At 35.5% G+C, this 25,810-nt stretch carries 22 protein-coding genes; 2 read left to right on the forward strand and 20 right to left on the reverse strand.

Going from position 1 to position 25,810, the window contains the following annotated elements; translation table 11 throughout:
* Nucleotides 1–48: 48 nt before the first annotated feature.
* Both parC and parE read right to left on the reverse strand, forming a co-directional pair.
* The gene (parC, locus tag G6O70_RS08330) at nucleotides 49–2,505 is read right to left on the reverse strand and encodes a DNA topoisomerase IV subunit A (RefSeq protein WP_057869607.1); all 2,457 of its coding nucleotides are present in this window, start codon (nucleotides 2,503–2,505) and stop codon (nucleotides 49–51) included.
* Complete coding sequence (parE, locus tag G6O70_RS08335; protein WP_057869608.1) at nucleotides 2,505–4,490, reverse strand: DNA topoisomerase IV subunit B; 1,986 nt, start codon at nucleotides 4,488–4,490, stop codon at nucleotides 2,505–2,507. Before parE ends, parC begins: the two co-directional genes overlap by 1 nt.
* A 212-nt stretch (nucleotides 4,491–4,702) precedes the next feature.
* On the opposite strand from parE, the gene plsY reads away from it, so the two are divergent.
* Together plsY and G6O70_RS08345 are read left to right on the forward strand one after the other, a co-directional pair.
* Nucleotides 4,703–5,317 carry a glycerol-3-phosphate 1-O-acyltransferase PlsY gene (gene plsY / locus G6O70_RS08340; RefSeq protein ID WP_057869609.1) on the forward strand — a complete coding sequence of 205 codons (615 nt, stop codon included), beginning with the start codon at nucleotides 4,703–4,705 and terminating at the stop codon, nucleotides 5,315–5,317.
* A 184-nt stretch (nucleotides 5,318–5,501) separates the two neighbouring features.
* Complete coding sequence (locus G6O70_RS08345) at nucleotides 5,502–7,172, forward strand: IS1182 family transposase (protein WP_219934270.1); 1,671 nt, start codon at nucleotides 5,502–5,504, stop codon at nucleotides 7,170–7,172.
* Between the two features lie 34 nt (nucleotides 7,173–7,206).
* On the opposite strand, the gene G6O70_RS08350 is transcribed toward G6O70_RS08345, so the two are convergent.
* The 18 genes from G6O70_RS08350 to dapB form a co-directional block, all read right to left on the reverse strand.
* Nucleotides 7,207–8,082 carry an aldose 1-epimerase family protein gene (locus tag G6O70_RS08350; RefSeq protein ID WP_057868414.1) on the reverse strand — a complete coding sequence of 292 codons (876 nt, stop codon included), beginning with the start codon at nucleotides 8,080–8,082 and terminating at the stop codon, nucleotides 7,207–7,209.
* Between the two features lie 26 nt (nucleotides 8,083–8,108).
* The gene (gene hslU / locus G6O70_RS08355) at nucleotides 8,109–9,524 is read right to left on the reverse strand and encodes an ATP-dependent protease ATPase subunit HslU (protein ID WP_057868415.1); all 1,416 of its coding nucleotides are present in this window, start codon (nucleotides 9,522–9,524) and stop codon (nucleotides 8,109–8,111) included.
* A gap of 20 nt (nucleotides 9,525–9,544) precedes the next feature.
* Entirely contained in the window at nucleotides 9,545–10,090 is a 546-nt protein-coding gene (hslV, locus tag G6O70_RS08360; protein ID WP_057868416.1) for an ATP-dependent protease subunit HslV, read from the reverse strand.
* A 24-nt stretch (nucleotides 10,091–10,114) separates the two neighbouring features.
* Nucleotides 10,115–11,014, reverse strand: a complete 900-nt coding sequence (gene xerC / locus G6O70_RS08365; RefSeq protein WP_057868417.1) for a tyrosine recombinase XerC — start codon at nucleotides 11,012–11,014, stop codon at nucleotides 10,115–10,117.
* 92 nt (nucleotides 11,015–11,106) lie between these two features.
* Entirely contained in the window at nucleotides 11,107–13,209 is a 2,103-nt protein-coding gene (gene topA / locus G6O70_RS08370) for a type I DNA topoisomerase (protein ID WP_057868418.1), read from the reverse strand.
* Nucleotides 13,210–13,288: 79 nt separating this feature from the next.
* Nucleotides 13,289–14,158 carry a DNA-processing protein DprA gene (gene dprA / locus G6O70_RS08375; protein WP_057868419.1) on the reverse strand — a complete coding sequence of 290 codons (870 nt, stop codon included), beginning with the start codon at nucleotides 14,156–14,158 and terminating at the stop codon, nucleotides 13,289–13,291.
* Between the two features lie 43 nt (nucleotides 14,159–14,201).
* Nucleotides 14,202–14,966 carry a ribonuclease HII gene (locus tag G6O70_RS08380; protein ID WP_057868420.1) on the reverse strand — a complete coding sequence of 255 codons (765 nt, stop codon included), beginning with the start codon at nucleotides 14,964–14,966 and terminating at the stop codon, nucleotides 14,202–14,204.
* Nucleotides 14,959–15,819, reverse strand: coding sequence for a ribosome biogenesis GTPase YlqF (gene ylqF / locus G6O70_RS08385; RefSeq protein WP_057868421.1), 861 nt, complete (start codon nucleotides 15,817–15,819; stop codon nucleotides 14,959–14,961). Before ylqF ends, G6O70_RS08380 begins: the two co-directional genes overlap by 8 nt.
* A gap of 32 nt (nucleotides 15,820–15,851) precedes the next feature.
* Entirely contained in the window at nucleotides 15,852–16,400 is a 549-nt protein-coding gene (gene lepB, locus G6O70_RS08390) for a signal peptidase I (protein WP_057868422.1), read from the reverse strand.
* Nucleotides 16,401–16,712: 312 nt separating this feature from the next.
* On the reverse strand, nucleotides 16,713–18,176 hold the full coding sequence (locus G6O70_RS08395; RefSeq protein WP_373566421.1) for a S41 family peptidase: 1,464 nt from the start codon (nucleotides 18,174–18,176) through the stop codon (nucleotides 16,713–16,715).
* A gap of 20 nt (nucleotides 18,177–18,196) precedes the next feature.
* Nucleotides 18,197–18,421, reverse strand: coding sequence for a YozE family protein (locus tag G6O70_RS08400; RefSeq protein WP_057868424.1), 225 nt, complete (start codon nucleotides 18,419–18,421; stop codon nucleotides 18,197–18,199).
* Nucleotides 18,422–18,432: 11 nt separating this feature from the next.
* Complete coding sequence (locus tag G6O70_RS08405; protein WP_057868425.1) at nucleotides 18,433–19,056, reverse strand: YpmS family protein; 624 nt, start codon at nucleotides 19,054–19,056, stop codon at nucleotides 18,433–18,435.
* Nucleotides 19,056–20,003 (reverse strand): SGNH/GDSL hydrolase family protein, encoded by a 948-nt coding sequence (locus G6O70_RS08410; protein ID WP_057868580.1) that lies wholly within the window; start codon nucleotides 20,001–20,003, stop codon nucleotides 19,056–19,058. The genes G6O70_RS08405 and G6O70_RS08410 overlap by 1 nt, the downstream gene beginning before the upstream one ends.
* Nucleotides 20,004–20,304: 301 nt before the next feature.
* On the reverse strand, nucleotides 20,305–20,808 hold the full coding sequence (locus tag G6O70_RS08415; RefSeq protein ID WP_057868426.1) for a dihydrofolate reductase: 504 nt from the start codon (nucleotides 20,806–20,808) through the stop codon (nucleotides 20,305–20,307).
* Nucleotides 20,809–20,828: 20 nt separating this feature from the next.
* Entirely contained in the window at nucleotides 20,829–21,785 is a 957-nt protein-coding gene (locus G6O70_RS08420; protein ID WP_057868427.1) for a thymidylate synthase, read from the reverse strand.
* Nucleotides 21,786–21,799: 14 nt separating this feature from the next.
* Nucleotides 21,800–23,695, reverse strand: a complete 1,896-nt coding sequence (locus G6O70_RS08425) for an ABC-F family ATP-binding cassette domain-containing protein (protein WP_057868428.1) — start codon at nucleotides 23,693–23,695, stop codon at nucleotides 21,800–21,802.
* An 18-nt stretch (nucleotides 23,696–23,713) separates the two neighbouring features.
* Nucleotides 23,714–24,922 carry a CCA tRNA nucleotidyltransferase gene (locus tag G6O70_RS08430; RefSeq protein WP_057868429.1) on the reverse strand — a complete coding sequence of 403 codons (1,209 nt, stop codon included), beginning with the start codon at nucleotides 24,920–24,922 and terminating at the stop codon, nucleotides 23,714–23,716.
* Nucleotides 24,919–25,707: a 4-hydroxy-tetrahydrodipicolinate reductase gene (gene dapB / locus G6O70_RS08435; RefSeq protein WP_057868430.1), complete on the reverse strand. Its 789-nt coding sequence runs from the start codon at nucleotides 25,705–25,707 to the stop codon at nucleotides 24,919–24,921. Before dapB ends, G6O70_RS08430 begins: the two co-directional genes overlap by 4 nt.
* Between the last annotated feature and the right edge of the window lie 103 nt (nucleotides 25,708–25,810).

The following is a 25,810-nucleotide window of genomic DNA, read 5'->3' on the forward strand; positions in this document are numbered from 1 at the left end:
AAATCCTGCTAAAAGTTGGAGTACCTCAACTTTTAACAGGATCAATAATTATTTTTCTTTATTCTCTTTAATTGCTACAAATCTGGTAGGGTTACCTTGAGTAGCTGTATCAATTACAAACGAACCATTGGAATAGCGATCGCCTGTAGGATGTTCAAATGGATTGAGCATTATTGTTTCTTGTTGATCTGTGGTTATAAGCAGATTTTGCGGATCCTCATCCAGCAATAATGAAACAAATTCTACCCGATGTGGATTTCTTTTCAACTCGCGCAGAATTTGGACACCGCGTCTTGCCCTTGTCGTCGGCGATACCTCGGCTACAAGCATTCGTTTAAATGCACCTCTTTGCGTCAGAATTCCAATCTGTTCAGAACCTGTCACCAATAGAACTGCGGTAATGAAATCATCTCGTAAATCCATTGCTTTAACTCCTGCAGCTTTGGCACCTGATACTGGAACTTCTGAGAGTAAGTATCTCAACCCATATCCACCATGAGTAATTGCAAAAACATACTTCTTATTAATTTGACTAGTTTCTACAAAATTAACCATAATTAATCTATCGGTTTCAGATTTCAACTTCATACCTTGACTTGCTCTAGACTTATAAGTTCTGCCGGGCTTTAAATCTACAAAAGCAGTTTGTTTGATGTTTCCTTCCTTTGTGGCAAATACAAAATTACCAGCTTGCTCTAAATCCTTAAAAGCATAGGCTGCTATGACCTTTTCTTCAGACTTAAGACCGATTGATTGAGAAAGATGCAATCCCGTATCCTTCCATTTATAATCAGGAATCTCATGTACAGGTCGATAGATTACATTTCCGCTATCAGTAAAGATAAAGAAATGATCTAAGGTGTTTATAGTTTCTTGATATATAACCGAGTCTTCCGGTTTTAATCCATTTTCCGTCACATCCGATGCGTTGAATGAGCGTAGTGAACTCCGCTTCAGATAACCATCTTTGCTAACCATAACAACAACATCTTCAGGAGCGATAAGAACTTCGGTTTCAATTTTTAGTTGCTCAACTTTATCTTGAATAACAGTTTTGCGCTCAGATGTATATTTTTTATCAATTGCAGTAATTTCTTTTTTGATAACCCGATCAAGTTCTTTTGAATCTGAAAGAATCAACTCAAATTGTTTAATTTTAGCAGCTAACTCTTTTGCCTCTGCCTGGAGAGCAGTCACATCAGTATTAGTTAAACGATAGAGTTGCAATGACACAATAGCTTCTGCCTGTGCTTCAGTAAAGCTATATTCATCAACCAAGTTATCCTTGGCATCCTTCTTGTTCTTACTTGCACGAATTGTTTTAATTACATCGTCCAAAATTGATAAAGCTTTGATTAAACCAGCAACAATATGCTCACGTTCACGAGCTTTCTTAAGTTCAAATTGAGTTCTTCTTGTTGTTACTGTTCTTTGATGTTCCAAGTAAGCAGTCAATATTTGTTTTAAGCCAACATTTTCGGGGCGCATATTATTAATTGCAACCATATTGAAATTGTACGATATCTGTAAGTCAGTATTCTTAAATAAATAATTTAGGATACCTTCTTGATTGGCATTTCGCTTTAACTCAATCACAACACGTAATCCTTCGCGATCACTCTCGTCTCGAACCTCAGCAATTCCCTCGATTTTCTTCAGTAAACGGATTTCATCGATTTTCTTCACAAGAATTGCTTTATTCACTTCATAAGGAATCTCGGTTACAACTATTTGCTCTTTATTGCCCTTTAAAGATTCAACTGCTGTCTTTGCCCGCAACATAACTCGGCCACGTCCAGTTGTATAAGCTTTGATGATACCATCTACACCTTGTAAAATTCCTCCCGTTGGAAAATCAGGGCCTTTTACAAATTCCATAAGATCAGCAAGTGTAGCTTTAGGATTTTTCATTAAATAAAGTAACGCTTGAACTGTCTCATGAAGATTGTGTGGTGGAATTTCAGTAGCATATCCAGCAGATATTCCTGTGGCACCATTGACTAATAAATTTGGAAAGCGTGCTGGTAAAACAGTAGGCTCCATATCAGTGTCATCAAAATTAGGAACAAAATCAACTGTATTTTTTTCAATATCGCGGAGCATTTCACTTGATATTTGACTTAAACGAGCTTCCGTATAACGCATCGCTGCTGGTGGGTCACCATCCATTGAGCCGTTGTTTCCATGCATTTCAATAAGTGGATCACGTAGTTTCCATGACTGGCTCAAACGAACCATCGCCTCATAGATTGAACTATCTCCATGAGGATGAAAGTTACCCATCACATTACCTACAGATTTAGCGGATTTTCTGAATGCTTTTTCATAAGTGTTACCATCTTGATTCATCGCATATAAAATACGACGCTGAACCGGTTTTAAACCATCTCTAATATCAGGTAAGGCACGTTCTTGGATAATATACTTCGAATAACGGCCAAACCTTTCACCCATAACAGCTTCGAGTGAGAGTTCTTGAATGTTACTACCTTGGCTTTCAACCATTATTCAACACTCCCTTCCTGCTTCTCGTTAATATGGTGTGCTCCTGCAGCAACTGTATTATCCAATAAGCTGCCATCTTCCTCCAATGTGAACTGAACATTATTTTCAATCCATTTGCGCCTTGGCTCTACTTTATCACCCATTAGTGTTGTAACGCGCTTTTCCGCTAATGTATCATCTTCAATCTTAACGCGAACGAGTGTCCTTGTTTCTGGGTTCATTGTTGTTTCCCACAGTTGATCGGCATTCATTTCACCCAAGCCTTTAAATCTTTGCAGTGTGTAACCTTGTTTCATTTCTTTAGTTGCATAATGCAATTCATCATCGGTCCAAGCATATCTAATTATATCTTTATTTTTAATCTTTTTTTGAATTTTATATAAGGGAGGTAAAGCTATATATATTTTACCCGCATCTATCATCGGTCTCATATATTTATAGAAGAACGTTAAGAGTAAAGTTTGGATGTGTGCTCCATCCGTATCAGCATCAGTCATGATGATAATCTTATCATAATTAGCATCATCTATAACAAAATCAGTGCCCACTCCTGCACCAATAGTATAGATCATTGTATTAATCTCTTCATTTTTGAGAATCTCCGACAACTTAGCCTTTTCAGTGTTCAAAACTTTCCCACGTAATGGTAATATTGCTTGAAATTTACGATCCCGTCCTTGTTTCGCAGAACCTCCAGCAGAATCTCCTTCGACTAAGAATAATTCATTTTTCTTAGCATTCTTGGATTGAGCGGGTGTCAACTTACCAGATAACAGGCGTTCTTTTTTCTTCTTCTTGCCTGTTCGACTTTCATCTCTCGCCTTTCGGGCAGCTTCTCTAGCTTCTCTAGCTTTCAATGATTTTCTGACAAGATCTTGCGCAAACTCGCCGTTCTCCATTAGATAAAAACCAAGTTGTTCTGAAACAACACTATCAACTATTGAACGTGCTTCAGGTGTTCCAAGTTTTCCTTTTGTCTGTCCCTCGAATTGTAATAACTCTTCTGGCACACGAATTGAAATAACAGCAGCAAGGCCCTCGCGAACATCACTACCTTCAAGATTTTTGTCTTTTTCTTTTAACAAAGATACCTGACGAGCGTAATCATTGAAGGCTTTTGTCCAAGCGGCCTTCATTCCTGCCTCATGTGTTCCACCGTCCTTAGTTCGAACGTTATTTACAAATGATAGAATACTCTCAGAATAACCGTCATTGTATTGTGCAGCAACCTCAACTTCAATGCCTTCTTTGATACCATCAAAGTACATTACGTTTCCAAGCGTGTCTTTATCTTCATTTAGATAGGTAACAAATTCTTTGATTCCTTCTTCAAAATGAAAAATATCTTCTTGTTCAGTTCGTTCGTCATTAATTGTAATTCTAACCCCTTTTAATAAAAAGGCAGATTCACGAAGGCGTTCAGCAAGGGTATCATAATTATACTTGGTAGTTGTAAAAATCGTCTCATCTGGTTTAAAAGTAACTGTGGTCCCGTTTGATTTCTTTGTTTTTCCAAGTTTGCGCAGTGTTCCAATCGGTTTTCCACCATCTTCAAAATCTTCTTCATATTCAACACCATCTCTAATAGTATTAACAGTTAATTTTGAAGAAAGAGCATTTACAACACTGGCACCAACGCCATGCAAACCACCAGAAGTCTTATAGCCACCTTGACCAAACTTTCCACCCGCGTGAAGAACCGTAAAAATAACCTCAACGGTTGGAATCCCTAATGAATGCATCCCAACAGGTAGCCCACGACCATGGTCTACAACTGAGACACTATTGTCCTTATGTAAAACTACATTTATTTCCTTACCATACCCAGACAAAGCTTCATCAACGGCGTTATCAACTATTTCGTATACCAAATGATGTAAACCACGACTATCAGTTGAGCCAATATACATTCCTGGCCTTTTTCTGACAGCCTCCAGTCCTTTTAACACTTGAATCGAATCGTCATTATAATTTGTTTTTTCCATATATTAAACCCCTTCTACTTCCTGGAGTATTGAATTAATGCTCGTTCATACGTTCCAACTTGAATATCATACCCTATGAAATTACAAATTGTAAAGTAATCACTTGTTTTTTAACAATCATTAAACTTGTGTACCAAATAAAATTAAATTTGTAGATAGTATTAAAAAAATGATAGAATAGGGCGTATCAAGCTAAAGGAGGTCAATCTGTAATGGATTCGACTATTGTATTAATGTTAGTAATTGGATACCTTCTTGGATCAATTCCATCAGGTATTTGGATTGGTAAAATATTCTATAATAAGGATATTCGACAATTTGGTAGTGGTAATATGGGAACAACAAATACTTTCAGAGTACTTGGCAAAAAAGCTGGAGCAATTGTTTTAATAGTTGATATGTTAAAGGGAACACTTGCTGCATGTCAGCCTTACCTCTTCGGAGTACATATTAATGTTTTAATAATTGGATGTGCCGCCGTTATTGGTCATGTTTTTCCAATTTTCGCTAAGTTCAAGGGAGGTAAAGCAGTTGCAACGAGTGCAGGTATTTTGCTTGCATACAGCCCCGGGTTCTTTATCGTTGCCTGGGTTATCTTTTTAACCACACTCTACCTTTCAAGCATGGTTAGTATTGCAAGTATGGTGGGGATGACTCTGATTACAATTTTATCCTTATTCTTTCACGATCCAATCTTGACGATTATTGCAATTATTTTAACGATTTTTGTTTTCTATCGACATAAGGGAAATTTATCAAGAATCAAAAATGGTAACGAGAATCTAGTGCCTTTTGGTTTGGTTTACAAAAGAAAAAATAATAAGTAAATATGCCCTTTATTTAAGGTAAGATAAAAAGGGGGCTGTGCCATAAGTCCTAAGTAAAAGAGCTACATTAGAAAAAATAATAATTTTTCTAGTGTAGCTCTTTTGGTATAATTAAAAATAAAAAAGCACTGGTTGCAGCCAGCACCTTCAAAAACAATACCCTTACATAGAAAGGATATCCAATATGTATAATAATTATAACATAAATCAGACTGTACTTAGTATCAAAACTGACTGGGAACCAAAAGAAAATCATCCTGCACGGATGATTAATCAAATAGTTGAAGACCTTAAAATTAAAGATCCCTACATCTTTGGACGTCCGCGTAAGTATGATCTGCGTGTACTTTTAAAATTAATTTTGTTTGCGTACACAAAAGGTATCTTCAGTAGTCGTCGTATTAATACCTTGGCAGAAGAGAACTTGGCAGCCCGCTGGCTGACGCAAGAACAAGTTCCAGCCTACCGAACAATTTGTCGTTTTAGAATTTCAGATGAAGTTGAGAACTTGATCAATCAATGCATTCAAAAACTAACCAAATATCTAAAGCAAAATAACTTTATTGATGAGGTTACTTTTATTGATGGAACTAAAATTTTGGCTGATGCCAATAAGTATAGTTTTGTTTGGCGTAAGAATACTGTTCGTTTTGACAAGCTTAATCGCTCTGCGATTATATCCCTTCTGAAAGAATTAAATGAAGCTAAGTTTAAATGCCAGCTCCCAGTAGAGACAGATCTTACTTTAGAAATGCTTGATGAAATTATCTTGCGGTTAGAGAATAACTTGAAAGATCTGAATAAAAAGATTGAAAAGGAGCACACCTCTCCAAACCCAGACAAGTCCAGACGTCGAAAACTGAAATCGTTAAAACGAAAACTTAAGTTACGCCAAACTAAGTTATTGGAATATAAAATACAAACTGGAATTTATGGTAAACGAAATAGTTATTCGAAAACAGACCATGATGCGACTTTTATGCGTGTTAAAGAAGATTCAATGCTCAACGGACAGCTAAAACCGGCTTATAATCTACAAATCGCCACGAGTAAACAATTTGTAACTGCCTTTGGCATTTTTCAAAATCCAGGAGATACCAAAACATTAATTCCCTTTTTACAGCAGCAACAAGCAGCTGGAACTTTAGGTAAGTATATTGTGGCCGATGCAGGATACGGTTCAGAATCAAATTATCGATACTTTGAAGATGAATTACCCGAACATACAGCGTTGATTCCGTATGGGGCAATGTTGAAAGAAAATAGTCGCAAATGGCAAAGCGATGACCGTAAGGTCATGAATTGGACATATCACCCTAAAGATGATTATTTTATTGATCCGCAAGGAGTTAGATTTAGTTTTTATACTTACCGTAAGCGCAAAGACAAGTACGGGTTTGTACGTGAATTTAAAGAGTATAAGGCAAACAAATATGATAATGATTTTCAAATTGACCACCGAGCGTTCACTAAAAGCGGAAAACCTCGTAAAATAAGTATTAATGGCGCGTGGGAATATTTCAAAGCTAAGGAACGCAAGTTACTTTCAAATCACCAAACTGGTTCAATTTACGGACGACGTAAAATAGATGTCGAATCAGTTTTTGGTGGATTGAAGGCTTGTTTGGGTTTTAAAAGATTTTCTGTTAGAGGTCTTGAGAAGGTAAAAAGAGAAGCTGGAATTGCCTTGATGGCAATGAATATTAGAAAATTGGTAGCGAAGAACACCAATTTTAACTGTTTTATAAACCCAAAGAAGAGATTAGTGAAAATCAAGGAACGATTTTCACTAATCTCTTCTATTTTGAAGGACTTATGGCACAGCCCCCTTTTATTAATTATACGTAAAATTTAAATTACTCAAGACCAAAACGGCAAGCTAAAGTTTTTTAGAAAACCTGAATCTTATAAAAACCACTAAAGCTTTTATTAGCCTCTAATACATGTACGCCAACCTTTTCAGTTAATTTACCACTTGTATTGATGTCATCAGCTAATCCCCACCAAGGTTCTATGCAAACGAATGGTGCGTCATCTGGATACTTCGACCAAACTCCAACATACTGTGCATTACCTGTACTAAATCGAATGCCATTCTTTTCTTGCTGGGTCGTTAATGTTAATACTGTACCTTCTTCATTCAGTTTTAAAATGACCGCATCATCTTTAAAGGTTTCTCGATTTACATCAATTGAATTAGCAGTAAATGGTTGTGGATGCCTAGAATCACTGTAATTACCTTGTAGATGAATTTGTTGATACGTCTTATCAGGCGAAACTACAACTTGATAATCAGAAAACTCTTCTGTAGTAGACAAAGGGACATTGAAGGCTGGATGTCCACCAACAGAAAATAATAGTTGACTTGTACTGGGATTATCAACTAAGTACTCAACATTCAAAGTATCCAAATCCAATTCATACTTGATACGTAACACGAATTCAAATGGGTATTTTTCTAAAGTTATTTTATTCGATTTCAAACGAAAAATTAACTGTTTATCAGTTCTAGCTTCAATTTCAAAATCCATATCACGCGCAAATCCATGTTGTTTCATTAGATATTTATGTTGTTCATACAGATATTCATCATCTTTTAACCGGCCAACAATCGGAAATAAAACTGGAGCATGCCGCCCCCAATATTTAGAATCAGCTTGCCAAAGATACTCAAGTTTATTTTTCTTGTTAAATAAACTTACCAGTTCACCACCATGTTCACTAAAAAAAACCCTTAAGAATTCATTTTCTAAGCTAACCGTCATCTTTTTTTCCTTTCGTTTATTCCGATTTATAAAATATATTGACTTAAATCTTTATCAGCCGCAATATTACCAATCTTATCTTGAACATAGGCTTCAGTAATTGTAATATCGCCCATTTGCATATCTGGCCCCTCGAACAATAGATCTTCTAATAGTTTCTCCAGAATCGTATGCAGTCTACGAGCTCCAATATTTTCATTCTCATGATTAACATGATAGGCTATCTCTGAGATTTTTCGAATTGCCTCAATTGTAAATGTAACTTTCACATTGTCCGTTCCAATCAAAGCGATATACTGCTTAACTAAAGCATTGTTTGGCTCTGTTAATATTTTAACAAAGTCTTCTGCCTTAAGTTCATCTAGTTCTACTCTGATAGGGAAACGGCCCTGTAATTCGGCAATTAAATCACTAGGCTTACTCTCATGAAAAGCACCTGATGCAATAAATAGAATATGATCTGTGTTAACTAAACCATACTTAGTTTCAATTTGTGAACCTTCGACGATTGGTAAGATATCTCTTTGAACACCTTCACGTGAAATTTCACCGTTATTTCTCTGTGACTTAGATGTAATTTTATCAATCTCATCAATGAAAATAATCCCAGTGTTTTCCGCACGTTTAATCGCTGAACTCGCGATATCTGCCTTATTTGTAAGTTTTTCTGCTTCCTCTTGAATAAGATGTTCACGCGCTTGCGACACAGTCATCGTACGTTTAACCCTTTTCGTTGGAGTTAATGAGTTTAATGTATCTCCTAAGTCAATTCCCAGCTTGTTAAATATTGCTGATGGTCCCTTTGCATTCTGTGAAGAATCATTAACTTCCAAAGTAACTTCCTGATTTTCAAGTAACCCTTTATTTAATTTTTCTTTTACAGATAGACGTTCCTTCTTAATTTCCTCTGTAACTACTTCTTTTTGAACAGTTTCAAGGCTAGGAGTTTGACCCCTTTGAATTTCTTGGAACATTTGTCCAATATTTATTTCCTCCACGCCTTCTTTTTTGTTCTTCTTAATAGCTGGAACAAGTAATTTTACTAAACGTTTATTAGCATTTCTTCCAGCCTTTGAGCGTACTTGTTCAAATTGAAACTCGACTTCCATCTTATATGCAACTTCGACTAAATCACGGACCATTGACTCAACATCCCGACCAACATAACCGACTTCAGTAAACTTAGTTGCTTCAACCTTCATAAAAGGAGCTTGGACGATTTTCGCTAATCTCCTTGCGATTTCAGTTTTACCAACACCAGTCGGCCCAATCATCAAGACATTTTTAGGTGTAATTTCTTCTTGCATATCTTCTGCAAGTTGCATTCTACGATAGCGGTTACGTAAAGCAATTGCAATTGCTCTTTTAGCTTTATCTTGCCCAATTATATAAGCATTGAGTTCTTTAACAATTTGTTTTGGTGTTTTGTCAATAGGGTTCATTTAGATGATCCTTTCTCTTATTAGAATTCTTCTACTATTACGTTATGGTTGGTGAAAATATCAATATCACCTGCTATATTAATTGCTGCTCTAGCAATGTCTCCTGCAGTCATTGTTGAAGCATGGTCTTTCATTGCCTTAGCGGCTGCCAGTGCAAAGTTACCACCAGAACCAATTGCTAAAATATCATCATCTGGTGCGATTACTTCACCACTGCCAGATACCATTAATAATTCATTTTTATTCATAACAATTAAGAGAGCTTCTAATTTTTGCAATGCCTGATCACTACGCCATTCTTGTGCTAGTTCAACAGCAGCACGCTGTAAATTGCCACTATATTCATTTAACTTTTTCTCAAACCGTTCTTCCAAATTAAAAGCATCTGCGACACTTCCAGCAAATCCAACAACAACCTGATTGTTGTAGATTCTTCTAACTTTTCGCGCAGTACCTTTCATGATAACTTTTTCACCCATTGTGACCTGTCCATCACCAGCCATTGCAGTATGACCATCATGACGAACTGCACAGATTGTTGTTGCATGAAATGAAACTCCAGCCATGTTATATTCCTCCTAAATTTTAAATCAAGCTCGCGGAAAAAACTTACGATAGTCTCTTTGTAAGTGTTCCTTTGTAACATGTGTGTATATTTGTGTAGTAGATAAACTACTATGTCCCAAAAGTTCTTGAACTGCTCGCAAATCAGCTCCGTTATTCATCATATGTGTTGCAAAAGTGTGTCGCAGTTCATGTGGATGGATCTGTGTCGTCAAACTACTCCGACTAACGATTTTTTTTAAGATATACGTAATTCCAGCAGCTGTCACTGGGTCCCCATAATGATTTACAAACACAAAATTATGTTCTTTTTTATATTTTGTCATCAAAGGTGTTCTAACTTTAACATAGTAGTTTTCTAGGGCTTTTTGACAATATCTGCCAAAAGGAACATAACGATCTTTGTTTCCCTTACCATGTAACAACATAGCACGCATTTCCATGTCTATCGCTTGTAAAGTTAAACCTGTGCACTCACTGACACGCATTCCTGTCGCGTAAAGAGTTTCTAACAATGCCTTGTCTCTAATTAAAATAGGTTCATCCCCGTCAGTTGCTTCAAAAAGAGCAGTCATTTCCTTTTCATAGAAAAAACGTGGTAAAGAACGCGGATGCCTCTTCAATTGAACATAGGCAAAAGGATTACTTTCAATATACGTATTTTTTTCCATAAATCGATAAAAAGAACGTAAACTCGAAATAATTCTCGCAATTGATGATGATTGATAGTGTTTATCATATAAGAAACTCATAAAAACATGTACATCAAAACGATTAACTTGTGTAAAGGATGAGGATCCTCCATTCTCAAAGAGAAAATCACTAAAAAGTCTTAAATCATCTGTATACGCTTTGACTGTATCTTCTGAATATCTTCTCTCAATTGCCAAATACTGTTTAAATTCTTTTATCCATTTCTGTTCCATAAAAAAACCTCCACCTCATGCTATAACTTTAGCATAAAAGACGGAGATGCGCCCTACGAATTATTCAAAAATTATAAATTATTAGTACTTTTTTATTTTTGAATTTCTTCCGTATAATCGCAATTGCTGCATTTAACCTGCATTCCCTTTTTAGTTTTCTTTTCAATCAGGTAATGTTGGCATTTAGGACAATCACGACCAACTGGCTTATCCCAAGAAACAAATTCACAATCAGGATAACGATCACATCCATAAAAAATACGATTCTTCTTGGATTTTCGTTCAATAATCTGTCCCTTATGACACTCTGGACAAACCACCCCGATTTCTTTTGTGATGGGTTTTGTATTGCGACAATCTGGAAAACGACTGCATGCATAAAACTTACCGTAACGTCCGAGTTTGATTACTAAAGGTGCCCCACAAATATCACAATTTATTCCCGCTGGTTCATCTTTAATTTTAACTTTAGCCATTTTTTCTTCAGCAGCATCAACTTCTTTTGCGAAAGGTTGGTAGAAACTATCAATGACTTTAATCCACTCTTGTTTTCCCTCTTCAATCTCATCTAGTTGGTCCTCCAAATGAGCTGTGAAATCGACATTTAAGATGTCTGGGAAACACTTAACAATCATATTATTTACGATCTCACCTAGCTCTGTAGGCTCAAATTTGCGTGCAACAAGTTTTACATAATATCGTTTTTGGATTGTATTAAGTGTTGGTGCATAGGTCGAAGGACGGCCGACACCATTTTCTTCAAGTGTTTTAATCAATGTAGCTTCAGTATATCTTGCAGGTGGTAAAGTAAAATGCTGATTAGGTTGATTAGTTACCAACTTGACTTCTTGTCCAACTTCTAAATCAGGTAAAATATTATCCTTGCGTTTGCTTTCAGCGTAAACTTTTGTAAATCCAGGGAACTTCATCTTTGAACCCTTTGCTCGATACATCACTGTATTTTGCTCAAGATCAACACTCATTGTATCAACAACTGCTGGAGTCATCTGACTTGCCACAAAACGTGACCAAATTAATGAATATAGTTTCATCTGATCTTTATTCAAATATGCTGTGAGTGACTCTGGAGTTCGTAAAACCGATGAAGGTCGGATAGCTTCATGTGCATCCTGTGCTCCCTCAGCTAACTTCCCTTTACGCGGTTTAACTGCCGCATATTCTTCACCATAAGTCTCATGGATGAAAGTTGATGCCTCATGCTTAGCAATATTGGAAATTCTAGTTGAGTCTGTACGCATATAGGTGATTAATCCCACTGAACCACCTTTTCCAATATTAATACCTTCGTATAACTGTTGTGCAACCATCATCGTTTTTTGGGTTCTAAAATTAAGTGCATTATTGGCTGTTTGTTGCATTGTACTTGTTGTAAAAGGAAGTGAAGGAAATCTTTTACGTTCTTTTGGAGTAACCCTTGTTACACTAAATGGTTTATTCTTATCAATTTTTTGCATAATTTCTTGAACTTCATCATTATTATGCAATTCTTGCTTCTTCCCGTTTACTCCATAGTAATCAGCATTAAATTTGGTTCTGTTAGCTTGAAATTGAGCATCAATTGTCCAATACTCCTCGGGAATAAATTCACGAATTTCTTGTTCACGCTTAATAATCAGATTCAAAGCAATTGACTGTACACGTCCTGCACTCAATCCTTTTTTTATTTTTGCCCAAAGTATTGGGCTGATTGAATAACCTACTAAGCGATCTAGTACACGCCTTGCTTGCTGAGCATCAACCAGATTCATGTCAATTGTACGTGGACTCTTAAATGAATTCTTAACAGCATCTTTTGTAATCTCGTTAAAAACAACCCGATTCTTATCTTCTGGATTCAAACCCAATAGATAAGAGAGATGCCATGCAATTGCTTCTCCTTCTCTATCCGGATCGGCTGCGAGATAGACATGTGCGGCTTTTTTAGCTTCTCTACGTAATTCTTTAATAACATCGCCCTTACCACGTATTGAAATATAATGAGGTTCATAATTATGCTCCACATCAACACCCATCGTACTTTTCGGTAAGTCTCTAATATGACCTAGGCTGGCCATAACCTTATAACGAGATCCTAAATATTTTTCAATTGTCTTGGCCTTCGACGGAGACTCGACAATCACAAGATTTTTCTTTATTTTTCGTTTTGTTGTTGTTTTTTTCTGGGTCTTAGGCATCGACCAGACTCCTTTTTAAATATCTTTTTTTTAACGTATAAAAATCGCTAATAATTTTAGGCCCTAACCGTAGCCTTTGTCAAGCATTTCGAAATTCTTCAATAATGTCTTGTGCAATTAAAGTAGGTTTAGCACCTGCTTTTATCAATTCATTTGTCCCAATAGATAAGGGCGAATTAATCGGACCTGGAACAGCAAGAACATTACGATTCTCTTGTAGCGCTAAGTTTGCAGTAATCAAACTACCACTATGGTGACGAGCTTCAATAACTAACAATGTTTGGACCAGCCCTGCAATAATTCTGTTTCTTGCAGGAAAATGAAATTTCCTCGGTCCAACACCAAGGCCGTATTCACTAAGAACCAAACCTTCATGTACAATTTTTTGTTGAAGTGCACGATTTTGGCTAGGATAAAAAATGTCCAAGCCAGTTCCGATAACAGCAATTGTTTTACCATAGTCCGCAAATGTCTGTGAATGTACTAAACTATCCACACCTTGTGCTAAACCACTCACAGTTATAATACCGGCCGCAATAGTGTCGGGCAATAGTTGTCTAAGGACAGCTGAGGAATAAGCACTATTTTGGCGAGCACCAACTACCCCTAACAATTTTTGTCTATCTGCAATCAAACTTATGTCTCCGCGATAAAAAAGTACATTCGGTGGATTATAGCTTTCCAGCAAACATTGTGGATACATGGAATCAAGTATCGTAATAGCTTTACTATGATACAAATTACGATCAACTGCAAGTTCTAATTCAATTGAATTAAATTTTTTCCAGAAAGAAATGCATTCAAATGTTTTAAGTCCAGCCAACTCTTCTAATTTTTTAACATCCGGAATAGCTTGATGTTTCCCAATCCAATCACAAATTGTTCTAACTTTAGATACACTAATAAGATTACTCAAATGTAATTTTATTATAAATTCTCTTATCTTCATAGAATCACCCTTTAAAGTATTTTCTATAAAAATACGCAATTAGCTAAAAGTTAGACTTAATTGGTTCAAAGCTTCTACGATGAAGTGGTGTTACCCCATATATATTCAAAGCATCAAGATGTTTCCTTGTTCCATACCCATCATTTGATTTAAAATCATATTGTGGATACAAGCGATCATAAAAATTCATCAAGTGGTCTCGCCAAACTTTGGCAACAATACTTGCTGCAGCGACACTCACACTTTTTGAATCAGCCTTTATCAACTTTAATTGTTCAATCGGTGAATCAATTTCCATTGCATCAATGATTAATTGCTGCGGTTTTAACGAGAGACCCATAACTGCTCTTAACATTGCAATTCGTGCAGCTTGATAAATATTGACAGTATCTATCTCATAATTATCAGAAATGCCAATAGAAAAGCTAAGTGACTGGTTAATAATCTGACTATAAAGTCTCTCTCTAGTCTTACCTGTCAATTGCTTTGAATCATTAACTTCGATAAGACCAAAGTCATGTGGTAAAATAACTGCTGCAGCCACCACAGGGCCAGCTAACGGTCCGCGGCCCACCTCGTCAACTCCACAAACCAACTGCTTTCCTTCTTGCCAAAAAGCTTGTTCATAATTAAAACGTTGCTTGAATTTCTTGAGTTCAACTTGTTTTTTATCTTCGCGTTTTTGATATTGAATTAATAAATTTTGGACACCCTTGCGAGTATCATTGACTAATTCTTGCAACAATTCTTGACTAGGAGAGTTAGCTATTAATGTTTTTATTTCACTAATTGACTTGCGCTTATCCATTATGACTTTGAACACTTTCTGGTACTATGTCAAGCGTATATCTCCCCAACTTACCTTTACGGCATTCGAGTATCATTCTTTCACTTGCCTTATCATAATCATCTCTAAATCCACTTTTTTGGGTAATTAAAAGTAATAGATCTACCTGCGAGAGAGATAATTCATTATCTGTCAACTTATAACGTTCTTTCAGGCTCTTGGCAGCATATTGACAAAAATGTTCGAGTAAATACAACGCAATATCGTCCTTAGCGTACAATGTTTCTTTAATTGCACCAGTCAACGCTAACTTTTTCCCAATCATTGGGTCTTCAAATTTTGGCCATAAAATTCCGGGTGTGTCTAATAAAAGCATATCTTTCCCGGCTTTAAGCCACTGCTGTGATTTCGTAACACCTGGTCGATTACCAACTTGTGCCACATTTTTTTTAACTAAATGATTAAGTAAAGTGGACTTTCCAACATTTGGAATACCGATACACATTACCTTAATGCGTTTATGCATGATTCCTTTCTGTGCCTGTAATGCTAGCTTGTTAGCAAGAACTTGTTTAATTTTTTCTTCAATAATTTTTAAACTCCCCGCTGTACTATTAACTGCAATCGCTGGTTGTTCCAATGCTTCGTAATAATTAACCCACTTTGCTGTAGCTTGGGGATCTGCTAAATCCTTTTTTGTTAACACTAAAATACTTGGCTTGTTTTGAAGAATCTCAGCCAATTGTGGATTACGCGACGACTCTGGTAATCGTGCATCAACAAGTTCAAGTACAATATCAACTTGTTTTATATTTTCTTTGACTTGACGCAAGGCTTTGGCCATGTGTCCTGGAAACCATTGAATAACTGCCATAATTTTAATCCTTTCAAGATAAACTATTAAATCTAGTTATATCCAATCCATTTAATCTTATTTAACGGCCAATAAACAATGATTGCTCGTCCTTTAATCCAACTATCCTTAACTGAACCAAAGGTACGAGAGTCCTTACTTATTCGTCGATTATCTCCAAGTACAAAATATTCATTTTGTGGTATTTTAGATTTTCCAGTTAATTCCTCTAATGTAAAATCTGATGTGTATGGCTGATGTCTAGTCGCAAGAATTTTCTTTAGAAAGTTTTCTTTGACTTGCTTACCATTTATGCGAAGAATATCATTTTTGTATGATAAATGTTCTCCTGGCATTCCGATAACCCTTTTGATATATGTCTCTCCATTGGGCATTTTGATAATAACTACGTCAAATCGACGTATTTTTCCAAAATTCATTACAAGTGCTTCTTCTTTTGACTTAATCGTTGGCTCCATTGAATTGCCGTCAATCTGAAGCGGAGTAATCAAGAAAGATCTGATAAAAAGTGCAATAAGAACTGCAATTGATACAAGTAAAATCCAATAGCTCCAATGAAATCTTTTTATAAAGCGTTGCAAAATTTTCCCTCCAACAACTCAACTATTTTTTACTTGAACTCTATTAAAATTATTCCTATCAGGACTCTTCTCTTCTTAACTTTAACAAAAAAATTGAAATTGTGCGAGTATTCTTTAAAGGCAAATAAGAAAATATAATCAAAATTAAAAGTTCCTGAGCAATAAATAAAAAATACTATTAAACATCATTATTAATTTATTCATACTAAAAAATGACCTACTCTAAAAGAAGAGAGGTCACTTTTCTTGTATCTAAAAGACACAAAATGTTCATTCAACATATACTAATGTTATTCTTGAAATCAATTACAATTAGTTACCACTAAGTTCGGAAGTTGCTGCCTTAAGTGCATTATCACTGTCAGCTACTTTTTTTGCAGCTAATTCTTCAAGTTTATTAACTGTTTCTTTATTCAATTTACCATCGACAGTCAGCTTATTATCAGTCTGGAATTTCTTCACAGCAGTCACTGTTGAATCACCATAATAACCATTTGCCGAGCCTACGCTATAATTCAAAGCATTCAAGATGACTTGAGCTTTCTTGATCTGACCAGAAACTTCACCTTGAGTGTATGTTTTCTTTGTATTAATTGCTGTTTGGTAAGCATAACTTGGATAATCGGCCTTAATAGTAGGTTGTATTCCCTTATGATTAATCCAAGAGCCATTTGGCGTCAACCACTTAGCAATTGTCATCTTAAGTTCAGTTTTGTCAGTAAACGGCAACGTTGTTTGTACTGTCCCTTTACCATATGACTTAGTACCGATTAATTTAATATTAGCCGATTGGTTTAATGCTGCAGAGAAGATTTCTGCGGCACTAGCACTCCCACTATTGATTAATACAACCGCTTTTTCAGTAACTTTGAACCCTTTATCATATTTTTTACCAGCCTTATAGACTTGGGCTGCCTGACCACGTTGTTGAACCTGTAAGATTGTCTTACCATTTTTCACAAACATTGAAGACATAGCGAGAGCTTGGTCCATCAATCCACCAGGATTATCCCGCATATCAATCATAAAGGACTTAGCTCCTTGCTTGCGCAAACTCTTAATCTCTGCCTTAAATTCAGACGCAGTCTTTTCAGAGAAAGTTGAAACCTGCATGTATCCAATCGCCTTATTGTTCTTAAGCAAGTGGCCTGTTACTGTTTCGACCGGAATCGTTGCCCTTGTTAATTTCTTTGTAAAGGTTGAATCTCCACGCTTAATTGTTAATGTAACGCTTGTTCCTTTTTTACCTCTAATTAATGAAATTGCTTTACTTAATGAATATCCCTTAATTGACTTGCCATCAATCTTCAAAATAATATCATCTGCTTGCAAACCAGCTTTTTTAGCAGGTGTTCCTTTAATTGGAGCAATTATTTGAACATAGTCACCCTTCTTTTGAACCTCGGCACCAATCCCAGTAAAACTACTTGAAATAGTATTGTTCAGTGATTCAGTTTCATCTTTTGACATATAATCTGTAAATGGATCACCGAGGGCATTTACCATTCCAGATAGTGCTCCATTCTCTAGTTTTTGCTTGCTAACAGTTTTATAGTAGCCACTATAAAGTGACGAAAAAACTGTTTCAATCTTACTCATTGCCTGACTAGTTTCAGTTGCCGCCACTAGCTTTTGATTCATGTAATAAAAAACAGTTCCACCACCAATTAACAGGGTGACTAAACTAGTTATAATCAAGGTTAGCAGACTATATTTACGCCTATTCTTCTTTTGTTTTTGCTGCTTTGTTGAATTCTCTTTCTTTTCCACTTCTATTACCTCAACTTTACATATATTTAATTCATCTTATCAAGATACGATTCCCATGCCTCATCAAAAATAGTCATTGACGGTAGATAACTGCCATTTAATTCAAGATACTGTGATAATTCATCATAAATCTGTGACTGCTTCGGAAAAGATTGATCATAAAAGGCATTATTAGCAAATTGTGCAACTTCTTTATGACTATCTGGATCTCTTTCAGTCATCAAATATTGATAAAAGCTCAAACGATGCATAAAAGGCCTCCTTATTTTAAAGGTATTGAGAGGGTGAAACGAAAACTATTGTTCTTTAAATCTAGTTTCTTAGCTTTGATACTAATTCCTTTGGCCGTTGCAAACTTATTAAGATTAAGACCAATTCTATCATTTTTAGTATCAATTGTAATTCCTTTATTAAGCTTATAATTTTTTTTCACATAGTTAAGTATAAATGAAGGTGGAGCATTTAAAGAGCCTATCCCAACACCCTTCGCAAGCAATACAATATTGCCATCTTCAGTAACTTTAGGAGTTGTATATAGTGAAAATGAAACACTTTGGCCCAATATTTGAGTTGTTCCCATCATAATGGCAGCCGATTTGCTAACAAAAAAACGGTATTTAATATTATTTTGTTGTTGTTTTTTCAAATAATAATTAATTGTTCCATTTAGTTGTTTTCTATTCATCTGTACATTAATTGTTGTATATTTTCCTGTCTTCGCTGTTTTTTTAACAACCTCTTTTTGCTGTACAGATTGTGTAGTTACCTGCTTGTAAACAAACAGTGATGTCCCCAAAATAATAGCAGCCAAAACAACGAATGCCCATTTCCAGTAATTTATCTTAACTTTATTTTTTATTTTTTTGGGCCTTTCCAACCTACTCACTAATTACTCACCTCATTCAGCCATACTCTCTTGTGTTTCATCATTGAAGCATATAGTTGTTCTGTCATATAATTATACCCTTTTAAATTCGGATGAAAATGGTCATCAGCTGATAAATAATTATTTTTTTCTTTTTTATTAGATACAACCTGCGTAAGTTCATTCTCGTTTAGTGTATCCAAATTTGTTACAGTCGTAGTTTTCAACTGTGTCGTTTTACCTAAATATTGCCCCTCTGACAGCTGTTTGTTAATTTGAACCATATACATCATATTTTTCTTTGCAATTACCTGTAAAATTTTTGTGTTCCACTCATCAGTATATTTTTGCAACTGTGTCAGTCTTGGGAAATATACGTAAAAAGGATTATAGACACTGTAAATAAATACTGGTGCTTTCGAATTATAATTTCTAACTGATTTCAATAACATATTCAATTTATTAGTATAAACTTTTTCGGCACTTGCCATAACCTTAATGAATTCCTTAGAAGATAATGACGTAAAGTTTTTCTGTAATGTTTGCATTAAATCATTCCCACCAACAGTTAATACAATCACATCAGCTCTCTTCAATTGTTGTTGCATGTTTTTGCTCTCTTTTAAACGCGCCAATATCTGATCACTACGGTCACCGGCTTTACCGAAATTCTCAGTTGAAACACTTACATTCTTATTCTTTTTTAGTTTTTCTTTTATTAGATGAACATAGCCACCTTTACTAGTAGGGTCACCTACTCCTTGTGTTAACGAGTCTCCTAATGCAACTAATTTTATATTTTTCTTCTGCTTAACTCGCTGACTTATAGCTTGCTTCGCATCAGAATCCCCTGATTTATTAACTTTTGTATCATTTGCGCCAAAAGCAATGGAGAGTAATAAATAAAAAATAAGCCCTAGGATACAACACACAATAACAGGAATAAGACTTTTTATTAATTTATTCAAAAAACCATCCTTTCTAATCAATTAGCGAAACTCAAACGAATTAATTGTACCAAAACTCTTTCAAATTTTCATAAGATTATTTATTACTTAATATACTTTTACTATTTTTTTGTTAGAATTTGCCACTTTTAGTTTAACAAAAAAGAGCTTTCAATAATTAAATGTATAAAGGGATCAAGTCAAAAGTTAACTTTTGCCCTAATCCCTTCGCTGATCACATATAAATGCGTCTTATAAGTAAAGAATGTATAAATTTACATTAGTTTCAAAGCTTTAAATCCTCACTGTGAAATTCTTTTTCCTATGATTTCTTTTGATAAACTTCAAAAACATGTGGAAACTTATTTTTCTCATCAACAATTCCATCTACTTTTTTAATTAGTTTGAATGTGTCCATGGGAAGCTCAGGCATAATTGTATCACCAGAAAATTCGCCCTTAATGCGGGTCACATACAAAAGATCTACCTTGTTTGCAAATTCTGCAAATAAGGATGCTCCTCCAATTATGAAAATATCTTCATCCTCTTGTGCAATAATTTTCACTAAAGCTTCAACATTATTTACAACCGTTATTCGACTGTCATCTTTATATTCATCACTGAAATCGGTTGATCTAGTTAAAACATAATGGTGTCTTTTTGGTAAAAAACCTGGGAAACTATCGAATGTTTTACGTCCCATAATAATTGGATGGTTTTTTGTTACAGACTTAAAATATGCTAAATCAGCAGGTAGTGTCCACGGTAAGTGACCATCTATTCCAATGTGATGTTGCTCATCTTCTGCCCAAATATATGCTAACATTTTATTCTCCTCATCAATAGCTACACTGCAACTGGTGCTTTAATTGCAGGTGCGGGATCGTAATCTTTTACTTTGATATCCGACATTTCAAAATCAAAGACACTATTTTTGTCAGGATTCAGCCAGAGTGTTGGTGAGTCCTTAGGCGTTCGTGCTAACTGCTCTTTTATTTGCTCAATATGATTATTGTAAATATGTGCATCCCCCAAAGTATGCACAAATTCTCCAACTTCAAGCCCAGTCTCGCGTGCAATCAAATGTGTTAACAATGCATAACTTGCGATATTAAAAGGAACTCCTAAAAAAACATCTGCGCTACGTTGATAGAGCTGACAACTTAGTTTTCCATCAACAACATAAAATTGAAACAAAGTATGACATGGTGGAAGCGCGCTCGTTGGTACATCTTCTGGGTTCCATGCAGACACAATCAATCTGCGTGAATCCGGTGTATTTCTAATACCATCAATCACATCTTGAATCTGATCAATAATTTTTCCATCTCTGGTTTTCCAATGACGCCACTGAGCTCCATAAACATCTCCCAAATTACCATATTTTATAGAAAATTCGTCATCAACTAAAATTCGATCACAAAAAAGTTTTTTTTGTTCCTCATACTTGGATGCGAACTCTGTATCAATAAGAGATTTTCTCCCAAAATCAGTCATGTCTGGTCCAGTATATTCATCACTTTCAATCCACTTCTTAAATGCCCATTCATCCCAAATATGGTTCTTATGCTGTAATAAGAATCGAATATTAGTATCTCCACGAAGAAACCATAATAATTCACTCTTTATAAGGCCAAATGCAATTTTCTTGGTTGTCAGGAGAGGGAAACCCTGACTTAAATCAAAACGCATTTGATACCCAAAAAGACTTTTTGTTCCTGTACCGGTCCGATCCATTTTTTGATGTCCTTTTTCTAGGATATCATTTATAAGTTGTAAATATGGAGCTTCAAGAATTGCCATAAATAATCCCTCCGTTATTCAAATTGACTTAGGTATTCCCAACGCGTCATTTTTTCATCAATCAACTGATCATGCTCATCAATTTTTCTCTGTAAGTCAGCCAACTCACCATAATTAGTTCCATCTGTATTGTTCATTGTTTCTAATAATTCTTCTTTTTCAGTTTCTAAATTATCAATTAGACTTTCAATTTTTCCAAATTCAATTTTTTCAGCATATGTTAATTTTTGTTTCTCTTTTTTTGTGGTATTTTCTTCTATCTCATCAGCTTGAGCTTTTGCCTTACGATTGGTATTTTGCTGTTTTTCAAAATCACTATGTTGACTTAAATAATCTGTAAATTCACCCGTAAAACGTTCAATTACACCATTACCCTTGAAAATTAATAGATTTTCAGCAACTTTATCAAGAAAATAACGATCATGCGAGACAGTGATCACTGTCCCATTAAAGTTACTTATATAGTCTTCCAAAACTGTCAAAGTAGCAATGTCTAAATCATTAGTCGGTTCATCTAATATCAAAACATTTGGCTCGCTCATCAAAAGTTTCAATAAGTACAGTCTACGTTTTTCACCACCTGAAAGTTTTCTAATCAATGTTCCATGCATAAATCTAGGAAATAAGAACTGTTCTAACAATTGGGTCGTACTCAACTGTAATCCATGTTTATCGGTTACACTCTGAGCAACCTCATTTAAATAACTAATCAAGCGTTTATCTTCTGGAATTGTCTCAGTCTGTTGCCGATAATATGCAATCTTAACTGTCTCTCCAACTTCTAGAACACCTTCATCAAGCGGTAAATCTCCTGCCAAAGTATTTAAAAAACTCGACTTCCCTGCACCATTGGCTCCTGTAATTCCAATTCGATCTCCTGCCTGTACCAACAAACTAAAGTCATTGATAATCATGTGATCAGCAAGCGATAATGTTGCATTCTTCAACTCAATAACCTTCTTACCAAGTCGTTGCTGACCTAAAGAGATATCAACAGCACCCTCGTCTTGAGTTACTTTCAGATTTTCTTCAAGTTCATTAAAACTATTAATTCGGGCTTGCTGTTTAGTTGTTCGAGCTTTTGCACCCGTTCTCATCCATGCTAGTTCTTTTTTATACAATTGCTGTTGTTTATGTTCGAAATCTGCTTCCTTTTGAACACGCTGGGCCTTTTGTGCAACATAGTCTTGGTAATTACCCTGATATGGATAAAGACTCCCAAAAGATAATTCTAAAATCTGTGTAGCAATTTGATCTAAAAAATACCGATCATGAGTAACTACAAGTAATGCCCCTTTATATCCCACCAGGTAATCTTGTAACCAATTAATTGAATCAAAATCAAGATGGTTAGTTGGTTCATCTAGTATAAGCAAGTCAGGAGCTTGTATTAGAACTTGGGCCAATCCAACACGTTTTTTTTGTCCACCGGAAAGAGTCTTAATTGCAACATCCAATTGATTCAAATGAAGTTGGTTGAGAATTGTCTTTACATCACTCTCTGCACTCCATGCATCTTCACGATTCATCGCTGCTTCAGCATTATCATACCGTCGTTGCGTTTGAGAATCATTCGGATTTTGACCATAAGAAGTAACTGCATTTTCATATTCGCGAATGGTTTTAAAAATTGGGGCGGCTCCTTCAAAGATAGCATCCATAACTGTTGCGTTTTCATCAAGTTCTGGTACTTGTTTCAAATAACTAATTCGATAATTATTAGGTGCAATCAATTCTCCACTGTCTGCCCCATCTTCTCCGGTCAAAACATTCAAAAGAGATGTTTTGCCAGAACCATTAGTCCCAATCAAACCAATTCTGTCATGTTCATTGATTAGAAAATTAAGGTTTTCAAATAGTGTTTTCTCGCCATAAGTTTTACTCAAGTTTTCAATACGTAATGTCTGCATTTTTTCACTCTTTCACTATCAATCATTCTGAATTTTTCTCGCCGCTATTTCTAATAAGCTCAATTCATTCCTTAGCTCACCAGACACAACTTTTTTTTCAATTGTATTTAAAGTTTTTCCTAATAGCGGACCTGGGGTAAACTGAAGATCTTTAATTAAATTACCACCATTAATAGCCAACTCTTTTTTATTTTTAATTGGTAACGCTTTGTAACTGTCCTGAATAGTTGTCATATCTCTAGGAAAACCTAACATATCTGCAACATAATTGGCCATTTCAAAGGATGGTAAACCAATTGTATATAAATTCCATGCATCAATTTGACCAATCTTAAGCAATGCAAGTGCTGAAAAACAATTTTGAACGTTTGCTATCAACTCATTGGAACACTTCCATGCTTTCAATAATTTACTTACCTGCTTATGGTTATCCAGTGATAAATAACAGACAAGTGTCCAAGCAGTAACCTCGTTATTGAAATGCAATTGTTCAAGAGAAGGTATCTTTTTAAAAACTTGGTCCATCGTCTTAAACATTGGACAATATGCAAAAAGTTGAGTCTCAATAAATCCGGTAATACCCTTTTTAGGGTTCTTTCCCAAAAGTAGTTTTGTCCACTCAACATTAATTCTCTCGACGGCAATTTTTTCAAGTAGATATGCATTTTCAGCAACTGCCTTCAAAGTAGTTGCTTCAATTTCGAAATCCAGTTGACTTGCGAAACGAACAGTTCGCATCATTCGCAAAGCATCTTCATGGTATCTCTCATTAGGATTTCCAACAGCTTTTATCAATCCTTTTTTCAGATCCTCAAGTCCACCAAATAAATCAATAACCTCACCATCAAGGCTCAGAGCCAAGGCATTGATAGTTAAGTCTCTACGTTTGAGATCATCTTCAAGTGAACGAACAAATTCAACACTATCAGGTCTTCTGTAATCCTGATAAGTTGATTCTGTTCTGAAAGTAGTTACTTCATACCCGTCACCATGATCAAGGACCGTAACAGTTCCATGTTCTATTCCGGTATCAACTGTTTTTTTAAATATTTGCTTAACTTCTGCTGGATAAGCACTTGTGGCAATATCAACATCATGCAAGGGTAACCCTAGCAAAGTGTCACGAACACTGCCCCCAACAAAATAAGCTTCAAAGCCTGCATTGCGAATCTTTTCAAGAATAATTCTGGCTTTTTGGAATTCAAGAGGTAACTTAATTAATTTCATAGGAGATTCTCAAGTCCTATCAATAACTCATCGTAATCTCTAATCTTCTTGACAGCCACTTCAACGCCAGACATAAATGAAATTCGATCAAATGAATCTTGTCTGATTGTTAAAGCTTCACCTTGTCCACCAAATAAAACTTGTTCATGAGCAACGTAACCTGGTAAACGAACACTATGAATCCGCATTCCTTCATAATCGGCACCTCGTGCGCCGATCAAACTTTCTTTTTCTTCTGGATTTCCTTGAATTTTTTGTTTACGAACTTCAGAAATTAATTTTGCAGTATTTAGTGCTGTTCCACTTGGTGCATCCAATTTTTTATCATGATGCATCTCAATAATTTCTACATCTGGTAAATATTTAGCAGCTTGTTGCGCAAATTGCATCAAGAGTACTGCGGAAATCCCAAAATTAGGTGCAATTAACCCTCCAACCTTGTTTTTCTTCGCAATTTTTTTTAATTCATCAACCTGATCATTTGTTAATCCGGTTGTTCCAATGACTGGTGAGATACTATGTGAAAGGGCAAACTTAACATTTTCATACACTGAAACAGGTGAGGTGAAATCAATCCAAACATCAATTGTGCTTCCATCAATGTCTACTGCTTTAGTATATACTGGTACATCTTCGTTCTCAAAATCAGGTAATTCACTGAGATTACTTTCAGATGCACTTGGATCGTATACTCCAGCTAATTCAAAATCCGTATTCTCTAAGACCATCTTTGTCGTTGTATTTCCCATACGACCTTTAAACCCAGCTACCAAAACCTTAATCATAACCATCATCCTCTTCACTTTTGTTTATTACTATATATTCTAACAGATTGTTGCTTTGCCTGCATCTGCAAGAATGATGAAATTCTGCTTAGCAAGCACTCAA

The organism is Liquorilactobacillus hordei DSM 19519 (assembly GCF_019443985.1).
Taxonomy (GTDB): Bacteria; Bacillota; Bacilli; order Lactobacillales; family Lactobacillaceae; genus Liquorilactobacillus; species Liquorilactobacillus hordei.

Bases quoted from the DNA above. Each gene is read 5' to 3' on its own strand.
- parC (WP_057869607.1), bottom strand. From the start codon at position 2,505: ATGGTTGAAAGCCAAGGTAGTAACATTCAAGAACTCTCACTCGAAGCT.
- parE (WP_057869608.1), bottom strand. From the start codon at position 4,490: ATGGAAAAAACAAATTATAATGACGATTCGATTCAAGTGTTAAAAGGA.
- plsY (WP_057869609.1), top strand. From the start codon at position 4,703: ATGGATTCGACTATTGTATTAATGTTAGTAATTGGATACCTTCTTGGA.
- G6O70_RS08345 (WP_219934270.1), top strand. From the start codon at position 5,502: ATGTATAATAATTATAACATAAATCAGACTGTACTTAGTATCAAAACT.
- G6O70_RS08350 (WP_057868414.1), bottom strand. From the start codon at position 8,082: ATGACGGTTAGCTTAGAAAATGAATTCTTAAGGGTTTTTTTTAGTGAA.
- hslU (WP_057868415.1), bottom strand. From the start codon at position 9,524: ATGAACCCTATTGACAAAACACCAAAACAAATTGTTAAAGAACTCAAT.
- hslV (WP_057868416.1), bottom strand. From the start codon at position 10,090: ATGGCTGGAGTTTCATTTCATGCAACAACAATCTGTGCAGTTCGTCAT.
- xerC (WP_057868417.1), bottom strand. From the start codon at position 11,014: ATGGAACAGAAATGGATAAAAGAATTTAAACAGTATTTGGCAATTGAG.
- topA (WP_057868418.1), bottom strand. From the start codon at position 13,209: ATGCCTAAGACCCAGAAAAAAACAACAACAAAACGAAAAATAAAGAAA.
- dprA (WP_057868419.1), bottom strand. From the start codon at position 14,158: ATGAAGATAAGAGAATTTATAATAAAATTACATTTGAGTAATCTTATT.
- G6O70_RS08380 (WP_057868420.1), bottom strand. From the start codon at position 14,966: ATGGATAAGCGCAAGTCAATTAGTGAAATAAAAACATTAATAGCTAAC.
- ylqF (WP_057868421.1), bottom strand. From the start codon at position 15,819: ATGGCAGTTATTCAATGGTTTCCAGGACACATGGCCAAAGCCTTGCGT.
- G6O70_RS08400 (WP_057868424.1), bottom strand. From the start codon at position 18,421: ATGCATCGTTTGAGCTTTTATCAATATTTGATGACTGAAAGAGATCCA.
- G6O70_RS08415 (WP_057868426.1), bottom strand. From the start codon at position 20,808: ATGTTAGCATATATTTGGGCAGAAGATGAGCAACATCACATTGGAATA.
- G6O70_RS08420 (WP_057868427.1), bottom strand. From the start codon at position 21,785: ATGGCAATTCTTGAAGCTCCATATTTACAACTTATAAATGATATCCTA.
- G6O70_RS08425 (WP_057868428.1), bottom strand. From the start codon at position 23,695: ATGCAGACATTACGTATTGAAAACTTGAGTAAAACTTATGGCGAGAAA.
- G6O70_RS08430 (WP_057868429.1), bottom strand. From the start codon at position 24,922: ATGAAATTAATTAAGTTACCTCTTGAATTCCAAAAAGCCAGAATTATT.
- dapB (WP_057868430.1), bottom strand. From the start codon at position 25,707: ATGATTAAGGTTTTGGTAGCTGGGTTTAAAGGTCGTATGGGAAATACA.